This window comes from Curtobacterium sp. SGAir0471 (assembly GCF_005490985.1).
GTDB lineage: Bacteria > Actinomycetota > Actinomycetes > Actinomycetales > Microbacteriaceae > Curtobacterium.
In genome coordinates this window covers 1,782,392-1,794,366 of record NZ_CP027869.1, presented here as the reverse complement: position 1 = coordinate 1,794,366, position 11,975 = coordinate 1,782,392, and the positions used below count along the sequence as shown (strand labels likewise).

Sequence of the window (11,975 nt, the reverse complement as noted above, 5' to 3'; positions counted from 1 at the left end):
CACGCAACCCGTGCCAGCGGCCCCTGACACGAGGAGCTCCCATGTCCACGAACGGTTTCCCGCCGGCACCGAACACGCCCGGTGCGGCTCCCGCGACGAACGGCGGCAACGGTCTCGCCATCGGTTCGCTGGTGCTCGGCATCGTCGCCGTCGTCTTCGGTTTCCTGTTCTCGATCGTGGGCCTGATCGCGGGCATCGTCGGGCTGATCCTCGGCTTCGTCGCGCGCCGCCGCGGCCTGAGCCGCGGCATGGTGCTCGCCGGCATCGTCCTGAGCATCATCGGCATCGTCATCGCGATCATCTTCATGATCTTCGGCGCCGTGGTCGCGGCGCAGATGCTGCAGAACCAGTAGCGACACCGGACGGGAGGCGCGTGGCGGGTCCGCCACGCGCCTCCCGTCCGTCTGTCCGGTACCCGACGATCGTCGTTCCGTCGTCGAGACCGGTCCAGCCCGGTCCGAGTAGCGTCCGCGCCATGACGTACAGCCAGCCGGACCCCGCAGAAGAGACCACCCAGGCCGAGGCGCCGGAGCAGCCGGACACCGACCGCTCCGAGGTCGAGGAGGACGGCCGTGAGGACGCGGCCCTCGAGATCGACGCCGACGACGTGCCGACCGGCAACGAGACGCCCGAGCACTGACGCCGGCGATCGGACCCTGCCGCTCGGTTCCCGACGGCTGGGTCTCGACGCTCCGTTCCTGACCACCTGGTCGCACGACGTGCCGCTCACGATCTCCGTGAACGGCACGTCGTGCAACCGGAACGTCTGCGCACGGCGTGTCGTGCGACCTCAGCAGCACGACGACAGCGGCCCCATCGCTCATGGCCCATGGGTCGTGAAGCGCCGATAATGCATATTATGTCAACTCAGCTGGAACGACGGCGGCGCTCCCGGGCCACTCCGGCTCCCCGACTCACGGCGCCGGCCGCGGTGTGACCAGCGGACATCCGGCGACCTGAGCCGCGACGAACACGAGCACCAGTTCCTCGTCGGACACGTTCGTCGCCTCGTGGTCGACGAACGGTTCCTCGACGAGCACCTGACCCGGCTCGAAGTGCCGTACGACGTCTGCGGTCCGGTGCCGGAGACGACCCCGGGCGACGATGCCGGTCTGCCAGGCGTCGTGTCGATGCCACCCCGTCGATCCTCCTGGCGGAATCCGCGCCACGAACGACCGGACCGCTCCGGGTCGAGTCGCCCGGTCGACCCCCGGCGGCGCCACCAGGCGGCAGTCGTCGATCAGCTCGGTCTCGTCGAGCTCGATGCCCGCTCCACTTCCCCACGTCATCGTCGCAGTATTCCAGATGTCACCTCGGCTGTCCGCCGTTCTGCACAGCCAGCCATCCGGCAACGAGCGCTCAGAACACCGCGACGACCATGCCCGACCCGGTCGCCGGCCGGTCCATCGCCTCGAGTGCCTCCGGCAGGTCCTCGAACCCGATCGTCCTCCCGATCGAGTCCGCCGGACGGAGCCGTCCGGCGACCACGTCGTCGAGCATCGCGGCGTACTCCCCCACGGCGATCCCGTGGCTGCCGAGCAGCTCGAGCTCGTCCGCGATGACCCGGCCCATCGCGATCGCCGGGGTCGCCTCGTCGTCGAGCAGCAGCCCGACCTGCACGTGCCGGCCGCGCGGACGGAGCGAGGCCACCGCGGCCACCGAGGTCGCCCGGCTGCCGTAGGCGTCGACGGAGACGTGGGCGCCGCCGCCGGTGAGTCGCTGCACGGTCGACGGGGCGTCCTCCCCCATCGTCACCGTCGTCGCGCCGAGTGCCGCCGCCCGCTCGAGCGCCGCTGCCGAGACGTCGACCGCGACGACTCGGGCACCCGCGGCGACCGCGACCAGCACGGTCGACAAACCGACTCCGCCGCAGCCGAAGACGACGACCCACTCCCCTGGCGCGACTCGGCCCCGGGCGTGCAGTGCGTGGTACGCGGTGCCGAAGCGGCACCCGAGCCCCGCCGCCTCGGCGAAGCCGACCTCGTCCGGCAGGGCGACGAGGTTGACGTCGGCGTGCGGTACGACCACGGACTCGGCGTACGACCCCGGCAGCGTGAAGCCGGGCTGCTGCTGCCGGGTGCACACCTGGGTGGCGCCGTCTCGGCACTGCTCGCACGTCCCGCAGGCGAAGACGAACGGTGCGGTCACCCGGTCGCCGACCGCGAACCCCGTGACCTCTGATCCGACGGCCGCCACGGTCCCCGAGAACTCGTGACCCGGTACGTGCGGCAGCGAGACCGAGTCGTCGTGGCCCTTCCACGCGTGCCAGTCACTCCGGCAGACACCGGTCGCGCGGACGGCGACGACGACGCCGTCGGCGGCCGCCTCCGGTGTCGGCACCTCGACGATGACTGGAGTGGACCCGAAGCGGTCGTACCGGACTGCGCGCATCCCGTCATCCTGGCAGAGCGACGGACGGGAGGCGCGGGGCGAGCCCGCCACGCGCCTCCCGTCCGCCGTCCGGTCGGGTCAGTACGCGATCCGCCCGGTCCGGTCGTGGAACTCCCCCGTCGGCCCGTCCGGGCCGACCAGCGCGAGCGCCACCGTCGCGTCCGTTCCCTCGGTCACCGTCTGGTGCCCGCCGTTGCCGTTGAAGTCGGTCGCGGTGTAGCCCGGGTCGCTCGCGTTCACCCGGAACCCCGGCAGGTTCTTCGCGTACTGCACCGTCGCCGCGATGAGCGCCGCCTTCGACGCCGCGTACGGCACGGCGGCGACCGGGTACTCGTCGTGCCCCGGGGTGGTGAGCCAGCGGGCGAAGCCGACCCCGGACGCGACGTTGACGATCACCGGGTGCGACGAGCGGCGCAGCAGCGGGAGGGCCGCCTGCGTCACCCGGACGACCCCGACGACGTTCGTGTCGAGCACCGCGGTCATCGCGTCGGCGTCCAGGTCGTCAACGCCGAACGAGGTGCCCAGGACACCGGCGTTGTTCACGAGGACGTCGAGCTCCGGCAGCGACGCGATCGCGGCGTCGACGCTCGCCTGGTCGGTCACGTCGAGCTGCACGGGGCGCGCGCCGAGCGTGCGGACGGCATCGCCGGACGCGGTCTCGCGCATCCCGGCGTACACGGTGTGGCCGGCCTCGAGGAGTCGGCGTGCGGTCTCGAGCCCGAGGGAGCGGTTCGCTCCGGTGATGAGTGTGGTGGTCATGGCTCCAGGGTGCTCGCGCCGTGCCCGTCCTCCCAGGCACCCCTCGACGGTGGGACCGGCAGTACCAGGACCGTCCGGCCGACCGGGGCGATGATGGACGCATGAGCGAGTTCGCGGAGGTGTTGCGTGCCTGGCGGGACCGCGTGCGCCCTGCGGAGGTCGGGTTGCCCGCCGGGCCGGGACGACGCACCGCCGGGCTCCGGCGTGAGGAGCTCGCGGCACTCGCCGGGGTGAGCGTCGACTACGTCGTCCGGCTCGAACAGGGTCGTGCCACGAACCCGTCGCCCCAGCTGCTCGGCGCCCTCGCGACCGCCCTCCGGCTGACCGAGGCCGAGCGCGACCACCTGTTCCGGGTCGCGGGCGCCGCGGTGCCGTCGCGAGCCGAGGTCCCGCGGCACGTCCCACCGGGCGTGCACCGGATGGTCGACCGGCTCGGGGACGTCCCCCTGGCGGTCTTCACGGCGGCGCACGACATCGTGCTCTGGAACGACCTGTGGGCGGCGGTGTCGGGTGACCCGGGCGCCTGGACCGGGCTCGACGGCAACCTGGTGTGGCGGCACTTCACACAGGGGCACGACGGCGTCGAGTGGGACGACACCCACCAGGAGGAGTTCTCGAGCGACCTGGTCGCCGACCTCCGCGCCGCCGTCGGGCGCTACCCCGCTGACCGGCGGCTCGCGGAGCTGGTCGCCCGGCTCCGCCGTGAGTCCCCGGAGTTCGAGCGGCGCTGGCACGGCGGTCGCATCGCCGAGCACCGCACGAGCCGCAAGGTGGTGCACACGCCCGTCGGTCCGGTCGAGGTCGACTGCGACGTGCTCAGCGTCCCGGGCAGCGACCTGCGGATCGTCGTCTACACGGCGGTGCCGGGCAGCGAGGACGCCGCGAAGCTCGACCTGCTCCGCGTCACCGGGCTGCAGGAGTTCGCGACGTCCTGATGGAGGTGGTCGTCACCGTGACCGACCTGACGGACGGGCGCGATCGCCTCCGCGCCCGTCCGGCGGACGGGCGCGGAGGCGCCGGCGTCACTCGCCGAAGCCGGAACGGACGAGCGCGACGAGCGTGTCCACGGCGTCCTGCGCGTCGGGTCCGTCCGCCTCGATCGTCACGGTCGCTCCCTTCGGCAGAGCGAGCGCCATGATCGCCAGGAGGCTCTTGGCGTCCACGCCGTTCACGCGGACGCGGGCCTCGTGCTTCGCCGCGGCCTTCACGAACTCGGCCGCCGGACGGGCGTGCAGCCCGCTCTCGTTGACCAGCTCGACGGTCGCGGTGACCGCTCCGTCGGCAGGACCGTCGTCGTCGACGCGGGTCGCGCCTCCCGGCTGGTCCCCGTCCGGACGGGAGGCTCCCCCGCCGTCGTCCGCGGACCCTGCGGCCGTCGAGGCGGCGGCCAGGACCGCGTCGACGTCGCCGCCCGACTGCGCGGCCACCGCCGCGGCGACCGTGCCCTCGACGAGCGGTGCCTGCGAGACGTGCACGCGCCCGCGGTCGGCGTCGTCGAGGAAGTCGAGCGCGGTGTCGGTGGTCAGGTAGGCGGACCCGAGGTCGCAGAGCACGACGACGGCGTCGGCCGAGGAGAGCTCGTGGATGCCGTCGGTGATCGCCTCGAACGACGTGCCGATCCCGCCGTCGTCCGTCCCGCCGGCGGCCACGAGCGGGACGTCCGCGGCCATCTGGCGGGCGAGCTCGACGGTGCCGGTCGCGATCGCCGCGCTGTGCGAGACGACCAGGATGCCGACGGTCACGCGGCGTCCACCGCGGCGCGCAGGATGTACGCCGTCGACTGGGCGCCCGGGTCGCGGTGCCCCACCGCCCGCTCCCCGAGGTAGCTCGCGCGGCCCTTGCGGGCGACGAGCGGGTCGGTCGACTCGGCGCCGGTCACGGCGGCGTCGGCGGCGGCCTCGAGCACGCGCTCCGGGCCCTCGCCCGCCGCTGCCGCTGTGGCGGCGGCGTCGACGGCGGCCGACCACGCGTCGACCATCGTCTTGTCGCCGACCTCGGCCTTGCCGCGCGAGACCACGCCGTCGCGGGCGGCGGTGAGGACGGCGACCAGGGCGTCCGCATCGAGCTCGGTCGCGTCGCCGGCGGCCTGCGCGGCCTTGAGGTACGCGGTGCCGAAGAGCGGACCGGCGGCGCCGCCGACCGTCGAGATGAGCTTCGTCGCCACCGTCTTGAAGACCGCGCCGGGGGTGTCGAACGACCCGGCGTCGACGGCCTCGACCACGGCGCGGAAGCCCCGGTCGAGGTTCTCGCCGTGGTCGCCGTCGCCGATCTCACGGTCGAGCGTGACCAGTTCGGCGCGGTGGTCGTCGATCGTCGCGGCGGTGCGGCGCACCCAGTCGATGGCCCATGCGGTGTCGAGCGCCAATTCGTGTTCCTTCCTGGATGGTGGACGGTGGTCAGCGACCCCAGCGCATCGCGGGGGTCTCCACCGGGGCGTCCCAGAGGGCCGTGAGCTCCTCGTCGAGCACCGTGACGGTGATCGAGAAGCCGGGCATCTCGAGGGACGTGACGTAGTCGCCGACCACGCTACGCGCGACGTGGTGGCCGCGCTCCGTGAGCACCTCGGCGGCGCGTCGGTACACGATGTAGAGCTCGGAGAGCGGGGTGCCGCCCATGCCGTTGACCAGGAGCAGCAGCTGCGAGCCGGCCGGGGCGTCGAGGTCCGCGAGCACCGGTTCGAGCACGCGGTCGACGAGCTGGTCGGCCGGTGCCATCGGGATGCGCTCGCGTCCCGGCTCGCCGTGGATGCCGATGCCGAGCTCGACCTCGTCGTCGGCGAGGGCGAAGGACGGCTCCCCCGCGTGCGGCACCGTCCCGGAGCCGAGGGCGAGGCCCATCGACCGGGTGACCTCGTTGACCCGACGGGCGACCGCCGCTACGGCGTCGAGGTCGTCGCCGCGTTCGGCTGCGGCACCGGCGCACTTCTCGACGACGACGGTGCCGGCCACGCCGCGACGTCCGGCCGTGTACAGGCTGTCCTGCACGGCGACGTCGTCGTCGACCACGACGGACTCGACGCGGATGTCCTCCATCGCGGCCAGCTCGGCGGCGGTCTCGAAGTTGAGGACGTCGCCGGTGTAGTTCTTCACGATGTGGAGCACGCCCGCTCCCCCGTCCACCGCCTTCGTCGCCGCGACGATCGGGTCGGGGGTCGGGCTCGTGAAGACGGGACCGGGGACGGCCGCGTCGAGCATGCCGTGGCCGACGAACCCGGCGTGCAGGGGCTCGTGCCCGCTGCCGCCACCGCTGACGATGCCGACCTTGCCCTGGACCGGTGCGTCGGCGCGGTGCAGGTGGATCGGGTCCTCGACCAGCACGACGTGCCCCTCGTGCGCCCGGGCGAACCCACGGACGGTCTCCGTGACGACGTCGTGCGGATCGTTGATGAGCTTCTTCATGACGGACCTCCACGGGTGCGGTGGCCGACCGCGGGCGGAGACACACCGCCGTCGTCGACCGGAGTGCGTTCACCCTACAGCGACCGCCCGTTCGACTCCGGTGCACGTTCGTGCAGCAGGATGCCGCCGCAGCCCCGCCGCGCGATGCTCGACCGCACACCGGGTGTGCACGTTCGTGCAGTTTCGCGAACTCGGCTCGCTCCGTGATCGCGTCGCGGCGATCGGCCTCACTATGCTCGGCCCCAATCACTCGACGGGGAGTGCCGGACGCAGCAGCCACCGGACCCCCACCACTCGCACTGGAGGTCACCGATGGACGGCATCGGCGTCAATTTCATGTCAGAGCTCGTCGGTACGGCGTTGCTCATCATCCTCGGTGGCGGTGTCGTCGCCGCCGTCTCGCTGACGAAGTCCAAGGGCTTCGGCGCCGGCTTCCTCATGGTCACGATCGGCTGGGGCTTCGCGGTCTTCGCCGGTGTCAGCGTGTCGTACAGCTCCGGCGGCCAGCTCAACCCCGCGGTGAGCCTGGCGCAGGCCCTGCTCGGCAACATCACCGTCGGTCAGATGTTCCTCTACTGGATCGCGCAGCTCATCGGCGCGATCATCGGTGCCGTCATCGTCTGGCTCGCCTACAAGCAGCACTTCGACGAGGAGCCCGACGCCGCCGCGAAGCTCGGCGTCTTCTCGACCGGCCCGGCGATCCGCAGCTACGGCTGGAACGTCGTCACCGAGATCATCGGCACCTTCGTGCTCGTCTTCGTCGTGCTCGCCTTCACCAACGGCAAGACGCCGGCCGAACTCGGCGCGGTCCCCGTCGCCTTCCTCGTGATCGCGATCGGTGTCTCGCTCGGTGGCCCCACCGGCTACGCCATCAACCCGGCACGTGACCTCGGCCCGCGCATCGCCCACGCCATCCTGCCGATCAAGGGCAAGGGCTCGAGCGACTGGTCCTACGCCTGGGTCCCGGTCGTCGGCCCGCTCATCGGTGGCGCCCTCGCCGCCGGTGCCTCGACCTTCCTGCTCCCCGTCGTCTCCTGACGGCTGCAGACCGAACCCTCTCCACACACCGAACACACCCGTAAGGAGCACCAATGGCCGACTACATCGTCGCCATCGACCAGGGCACGACCTCGACGCGAGCCATCGTCTTCGACCACTCCGGTTCGATCATCTCGGTCGGGCAGAAGGAGCACGAGCAGATCTTCCCGCGCGCCGGGTGGGTCGAGCACGACCCGGCGGAGATCTGGGACAACACCCGTGAGGTCATCGGCCAGGCCCTGTCCCGCGCCGACATCACCCGCCACGACGTCGCGGCGGTCGGCATCACGAACCAGCGCGAGACCGCGGTGGTGTGGGACAAGAACACCGGCAAGGCGGTCTACAACGCCATCGTGTGGCAGGACACCCGCACGCAGTCGATCGTGGACAAGCTCGCCGACGGCGACACCGACCGCTACAAGGCCATCGTCGGCCTGCCCCTCGCCACCTACTTCGCCGGCACCAAGATCGCCTGGATCCTGGAGAACGTCGAGGGTGCGCGCGAGAAGGCCGAGGCGGGCGACCTGCTCTTCGGCACCACCGACACGTGGGTCCTCTGGAACCTGACCGGCGGCACCGACGGCGGCGTCCACAAGACCGACGTCACGAACGCGTCCCGCACGCTGTTCATGGACCTCGAGACGCTGCAGTGGCGCGACGACATCCTGTCCGACTTCGGGGTGCCGAAGTCGATGCTCCCCGAGATCGTCAGCTCGTCCGAGGTCTACGGTCACGTCGAGTCGTCGAGCCTGCTCCGCGAGGTCCCGATCGCCGGCATCCTCGGCGACCAGCAGGCAGCGACCTTCGGCCAGGCGGCGTTCGACCAGGGCGAGTCGAAGAACACCTACGGCACCGGCAACTTCCTGATCTTCAACACGGGCACCGAGATCGTCCGGTCGGAGAACGGGCTGCTCACCACCGTCGGCTACAAGCTCGGCGACCAGGAGACGCACTACGCGCTCGAGGGTTCGATCGCCGTCACGGGCTCGCTCATCCAGTGGCTCCGCGACAACCTCGGCATCATCGGCAGCGCGCCCGAGGTCGAGGCCCTCGCCAAGACCGTCGAGGACAACGGTGGCGTCTACTTCGTGCCGGCGTTCTCGGGGCTCTTCGCGCCGTACTGGCGTCCGGACGCCCGCGGCGCGCTCGTCGGCCTGACCCGCTACGTCAACAAGGGCCACATCGCCCGTGCCGCCCTCGAGGCGACGGCGCTGCAGACCCGCGAGGTCCTGGACGCCGTGAACGCCGACTCCGGCGTGGACCTGACCGAGCTCAAGGTCGACGGCGGCATGACCGCCAACGACGCGCTCATGCAGTTCCAGGCGGACATCCTGAACGTGCCGGTCGTCCGACCGGTCGTCGCGGAGACCACCGCCCTCGGTGCCGCCTACGCCGCCGGCCTGGCCGTCGGGTTCTGGGCGAACCTCGACGAGCTCCGTGCCAACTGGCAGGAGGACAAGCGCTGGGAGCCGCAGCTCGACGACGCCGAGCGCGACCGCCAGCTCCGCCTGTGGAAGAAGGCCGTCACGAAGACCTTCGACTGGGTCGACGAGGACGTGCGCTGACACACAGCTGCGGTGACCGCCCGGAGGCGCGGTGCCGGTCCGTCGGGCCGGCACCGCGCCTCCAGGCCGTTCCGGTGGCGAGCGGACGCGCACAGCCCGAGCCGGTTCGCGAGACGCCCGCTCCACGACGAGACGCCCCCGGATTCGGAGGCGTCTCGTCGTGCTCGGTGCGTCTCGCGTCGACGCCGGCGTCTCGAGGGCGGGGGTGGTCAGGCCACGGGAGCGACGCCGACCCAGTCGGCGAGCTTCTGCGCAGCGGCGCCGGAGTCGACGGCATCGGCGGCGACCGCGAGCTGCTCGCGGAAGCGCTGCAGGATCGGTCGGTCCGCCTGCTCGGGGTCCTCGGCGAGACGGAAGGACACGAGCCCCGCGGCGGCGTTGAGCAGGACGATGTCGCGGACCGGGCCCGTCTCCCCCGCGAGGACACGATGGACCACCGCGGCGTTGTGCTCGGGGTCCCCGCCGAGCAGGTCCTCGGTCCGGGCACGGGCGATGCCGAGGTCGCGCGGGTCGAGGTCGTGCTCGATGACCCGACCGCCCGTCACCTCCCAGATGTGCGAGTGACCGGTCGTCGTGAGCTCGTCGAGGCCGTCGTCGCCGCGGAACACGAGCGCGGTCGCGCCGCGGGTCTGGAACACGCCCGTGATGATCGGGACGAGCTCGAGCTGCGCGACGCCCACGGCGTTGGCCTCGCACCGGGCCGGGTTCACCAGCGGTCCGAGGAAGTTGAAGACCGTCGGCACGCCGATCTCCCGCCGGACCGGTGCGGCGTGGGCGAAACCGGGGTGGAAGGCGCTCGCGAACGCGAAGGTCAGACCGACACGCCGGAAGGTGTCCGCGACACGCGCGGCGTCCATCGTGAGGTCGAGGCCGAGCGCCGCGAGCACGTCGCTCGAACCGGACTTCGACGAGCTCGCGCGGTTGCCGTGCTTCACGACCGGCACGCCCGCGGCAGCGATGACGATCGCGGCCATCGTCGAGACGTTCACGGTGCCGACGACGTCGCCGCCGGTCCCGACGATGTCGAGCGCCATCGGGTCGACGTCCAGCGGGACGGCGGCGTCGAGGATCGCGTCGCGGAACCCGACGACCTCGTCGACGGTCTCGCCCTTCGCCCGCAGCGCCACCGCGAAGGCGGCGATCTGGGCGGCGGTCGCGCGTCCCTGGACGATCTCCTCCATGGCCCACGTGGACTGCCTGATCGAGAGGTCCTCGCGCGCCATGAGCGCGCTGATGACTGCAGGCCAGGAGAGTGTGAGGGACATGACTCGATGGTACTGAGTTCGAACGACCCGCCAGTGTCCTGCGAAAACACTGTCAGTGGTTTCGGCCATAATGGAGGACGTGACTAGCACCCCTCTCTCCAGATCCGCCAGCGGTCCGGTCCTGAACAGGCCGAACGCCGTTGCCGTGGGGACGATCGTGTGGCTGGGCAGCGAGGTCATGTTCTTCGCCGGCCTGTTCGCGATCTACTTCACGCTGCGCAGCACCTCGCCCGAGCTCTGGGCGACCGAGACCGCCAAGCTCGAGGTGCCGTTCGCCTCGGTGAACACGATCATCCTGGTGCTGTCCAGCTTCGCCTGCCAGTTCGCGGTGTTCGCCGCGGAGCGCTTCCAGGTGCACCGCACGAGCTGGAACCCCAAGGACTGGGGCATGACGGAGTGGTTCTTCGTCACGTACTGCATGGGCGCGATCTTCGTCTGCGGCCAGGTCTTCGAGTACGCGAACCTCTGGCACGAGGGCGTCACGCTCTCGTCGAGCGCCTACGGCTCCGCGTTCTACATGACCACCGGCTTCCACGGCCTGCACGTCACGGGTGGTCTCATCGCCTTCCTCCTGACCCTCGGCCGCGGCTTCGCCGCCAAGAACTTCGGCCACAAGGAGGCGACCACCGCGATCGTCGTGTCGTACTACTGGCACTTCGTCGACGTGGTCTGGATCGGCCTCTTCGCTGTCATCTACCTTCTCAAGTAGGAACTGGACACCCCCCACCGCATGTTCACCAGAAGCAAGTCCAAGAAGGGCCGCCGTTCCCCGATGGCGACCGTCTCGCTCATCGTCGTCGGTCTCATGACCACCGGCGGTGCGTACGCGCTGTTCAGCTCGACGGCGAACGCCGACGACAGCACCACCTCCGCGGTGTCCAGCCAGTCCAAGGTCAACGAGGGCGAGAAGCTCTTCGCCTCGAACTGCGCCACCTGCCACGGCCTCGACGCCCAGGGCACCAGCGAGGGTCCGTCCCTCATCGGTGTCGGCGCCGCGTCGGTCGACTTCCAGGTGGGCACCGGCCGCATGCCGATGGCCGCGCAGGGCCCCCAGGCCGAGGAGAAGCCCGCCCAGTTCACGGACGAGCAGATCGACGCCATGGGTGCCTACGTGGCATCGCTCGGACCCGGCCCGTCGGTCCCCTCCTCGTCCCTGACGGACGGCAAGGGAGACGCGGCCGAGGGCGCCGAGCTCTTCCGCATCAACTGCGCCATGTGCCACAACGTGGCGGGCGCCGGCGGTGCGCTGACCGAGGGCAAGTACGCCCCGAACCTGCAGACGGTCTCCGGCAAGCACATCTACGAGGCCATGGTCACGGGCCCGCAGAACATGCCGGTCTTCAACGACCTGAACCTGACGCCGGAGCAGAAGGCCGACATCATCACGTACCTGAAGTACGTGCAGGACAACAAGTCGCCCGGTGGGTTCGCCCTCGGCTCCCTCGGCCCGGTGGCAGAGGGTCTGTTCATCTGGATCTTCGGACTCGGCGCGGTCGTCGCGATGACCGTCTGGCTGACCGCGAAGTCCAACTGATCGTCCGTGTCGAACGACACTGAAG

The 11,975-nt window shown here is 71.2% G+C and carries 14 protein-coding genes; 7 read left to right on the top strand and 7 right to left on the bottom strand.

Annotated features, from left to right (window positions below; translation table 11 throughout):
• Nucleotides 1-41 precede the first annotated feature (41 nt).
• Nucleotides 42-353: a DUF4190 domain-containing protein gene (locus C1N91_RS08340; protein ID WP_137767362.1), complete on the top strand. Its 312-nt coding sequence runs from the start codon at nucleotides 42-44 to the stop codon at nucleotides 351-353.
• A gap of 122 nt (nucleotides 354-475) precedes the next feature.
• On the top strand, nucleotides 476-640 hold the full coding sequence (locus C1N91_RS16705) for a hypothetical protein (RefSeq protein WP_175415964.1): 165 nt from the start codon (nucleotides 476-478) through the stop codon (nucleotides 638-640).
• 274 nt (nucleotides 641-914) lie between these two features.
• Here the strand turns inward: C1N91_RS16705 and C1N91_RS08335 are convergent, their stop codons facing one another.
• The 3 genes from C1N91_RS08335 to C1N91_RS08325 all read right to left on the bottom strand — a co-directional run bounded on the left by C1N91_RS08335 (nucleotide 915) and on the right by C1N91_RS08325 (nucleotide 3,150).
• The gene (locus C1N91_RS08335) at nucleotides 915-1,289 is read right to left on the bottom strand and encodes a cupin domain-containing protein (RefSeq protein ID WP_137767361.1); all 375 of its coding nucleotides are present in this window, start codon (nucleotides 1,287-1,289) and stop codon (nucleotides 915-917) included.
• A gap of 70 nt (nucleotides 1,290-1,359) precedes the next feature.
• The gene (locus C1N91_RS08330) at nucleotides 1,360-2,391 is read right to left on the bottom strand and encodes an alcohol dehydrogenase catalytic domain-containing protein (protein WP_137767360.1); all 1,032 of its coding nucleotides are present in this window, start codon (nucleotides 2,389-2,391) and stop codon (nucleotides 1,360-1,362) included.
• A gap of 78 nt (nucleotides 2,392-2,469) precedes the next feature.
• Nucleotides 2,470-3,150, bottom strand: a complete 681-nt coding sequence (locus tag C1N91_RS08325) for an SDR family NAD(P)-dependent oxidoreductase (protein WP_137767359.1) — start codon at nucleotides 3,148-3,150, stop codon at nucleotides 2,470-2,472.
• Between the two features lie 101 nt (nucleotides 3,151-3,251).
• Between C1N91_RS08325 and C1N91_RS08320 the strand changes: the two genes are divergently transcribed.
• Complete coding sequence (locus C1N91_RS08320) at nucleotides 3,252-4,085, top strand: helix-turn-helix transcriptional regulator (RefSeq protein ID WP_137767358.1); 834 nt, start codon at nucleotides 3,252-3,254, stop codon at nucleotides 4,083-4,085.
• Between the two features lie 87 nt (nucleotides 4,086-4,172).
• On the opposite strand, the gene dhaM is transcribed toward C1N91_RS08320, so the two are convergent.
• From dhaM to dhaK, 3 genes are read right to left on the bottom strand one after another with little or no spacing between them, the layout of a single operon-like run.
• Nucleotides 4,173-4,892, bottom strand: coding sequence for a dihydroxyacetone kinase phosphoryl donor subunit DhaM (dhaM, locus tag C1N91_RS08315; protein WP_137767357.1), 720 nt, complete (start codon nucleotides 4,890-4,892; stop codon nucleotides 4,173-4,175).
• Nucleotides 4,889-5,515: a dihydroxyacetone kinase subunit DhaL gene (gene dhaL, locus C1N91_RS08310; protein WP_137767356.1), complete on the bottom strand. Its 627-nt coding sequence runs from the start codon at nucleotides 5,513-5,515 to the stop codon at nucleotides 4,889-4,891. Before dhaL ends, dhaM begins: the two co-directional genes overlap by 4 nt.
• Before the next feature lie 31 nt (nucleotides 5,516-5,546).
• Nucleotides 5,547-6,548, bottom strand: coding sequence for a dihydroxyacetone kinase subunit DhaK (gene dhaK / locus C1N91_RS08305; RefSeq protein WP_137767355.1), 1,002 nt, complete (start codon nucleotides 6,546-6,548; stop codon nucleotides 5,547-5,549).
• A gap of 312 nt (nucleotides 6,549-6,860) precedes the next feature.
• On the opposite strand from dhaK, the gene C1N91_RS08300 reads away from it, so the two are divergent.
• Both C1N91_RS08300 and glpK read left to right on the top strand, forming a co-directional pair.
• On the top strand, nucleotides 6,861-7,586 hold the full coding sequence (locus tag C1N91_RS08300; protein ID WP_137767354.1) for an MIP/aquaporin family protein: 726 nt from the start codon (nucleotides 6,861-6,863) through the stop codon (nucleotides 7,584-7,586).
• 53 nt (nucleotides 7,587-7,639) lie between these two features.
• On the top strand, nucleotides 7,640-9,151 hold the full coding sequence (gene glpK, locus C1N91_RS08295) for a glycerol kinase GlpK (protein ID WP_137767353.1): 1,512 nt from the start codon (nucleotides 7,640-7,642) through the stop codon (nucleotides 9,149-9,151).
• A 209-nt stretch (nucleotides 9,152-9,360) separates the two neighbouring features.
• Here glpK and trpD read toward each other — a convergent pair whose 3' ends face one another.
• A complete protein-coding gene (gene trpD / locus C1N91_RS08290; RefSeq protein ID WP_137767352.1) occupies nucleotides 9,361-10,416 on the bottom strand; it encodes an anthranilate phosphoribosyltransferase in 1,056 nt (351 codons plus the stop codon).
• A 70-nt stretch (nucleotides 10,417-10,486) separates the two neighbouring features.
• On the opposite strand from trpD, the gene ctaE reads away from it, so the two are divergent.
• Both ctaE and qcrC read left to right on the top strand, forming a co-directional pair.
• Nucleotides 10,487-11,125, top strand: coding sequence for an aa3-type cytochrome oxidase subunit III (gene ctaE, locus C1N91_RS08285; protein WP_137767351.1), 639 nt, complete (start codon nucleotides 10,487-10,489; stop codon nucleotides 11,123-11,125).
• A gap of 21 nt (nucleotides 11,126-11,146) precedes the next feature.
• Nucleotides 11,147-11,950 carry a cytochrome bc1 complex diheme cytochrome c subunit gene (qcrC, locus tag C1N91_RS08280; RefSeq protein WP_058727854.1) on the top strand — a complete coding sequence of 268 codons (804 nt, stop codon included), beginning with the start codon at nucleotides 11,147-11,149 and terminating at the stop codon, nucleotides 11,948-11,950.
• The last annotated feature ends 25 nt before the right edge of the window (nucleotides 11,951-11,975 follow it).

Coding starts and splice junctions, on each gene's coding strand:
- C1N91_RS08340 (WP_137767362.1), top strand. CDS start 42: ATGTCCACGAACGGTTTCCCGCCGGCACCGAACACGCCCGGTGCGGCT.
- C1N91_RS16705 (WP_175415964.1), top strand. CDS start 476: ATGACGTACAGCCAGCCGGACCCCGCAGAAGAGACCACCCAGGCCGAG.
- C1N91_RS08335 (WP_137767361.1), bottom strand. CDS start 1,289: ATGACGTGGGGAAGTGGAGCGGGCATCGAGCTCGACGAGACCGAGCTG.
- C1N91_RS08330 (WP_137767360.1), bottom strand. CDS start 2,391: ATGCGCGCAGTCCGGTACGACCGCTTCGGGTCCACTCCAGTCATCGTC.
- C1N91_RS08325 (WP_137767359.1), bottom strand. CDS start 3,150: ATGACCACCACACTCATCACCGGAGCGAACCGCTCCCTCGGGCTCGAG.
- C1N91_RS08320 (WP_137767358.1), top strand. CDS start 3,252: ATGAGCGAGTTCGCGGAGGTGTTGCGTGCCTGGCGGGACCGCGTGCGC.
- dhaK (WP_137767355.1), bottom strand. CDS start 6,548: ATGAAGAAGCTCATCAACGATCCGCACGACGTCGTCACGGAGACCGTC.
- C1N91_RS08300 (WP_137767354.1), top strand. CDS start 6,861: ATGGACGGCATCGGCGTCAATTTCATGTCAGAGCTCGTCGGTACGGCG.
- glpK (WP_137767353.1), top strand. CDS start 7,640: ATGGCCGACTACATCGTCGCCATCGACCAGGGCACGACCTCGACGCGA.
- trpD (WP_137767352.1), bottom strand. CDS start 10,416: ATGTCCCTCACACTCTCCTGGCCTGCAGTCATCAGCGCGCTCATGGCG.
- ctaE (WP_137767351.1), top strand. CDS start 10,487: ATGGAGGACGTGACTAGCACCCCTCTCTCCAGATCCGCCAGCGGTCCG.
- qcrC (WP_058727854.1), top strand. CDS start 11,147: ATGTTCACCAGAAGCAAGTCCAAGAAGGGCCGCCGTTCCCCGATGGCG.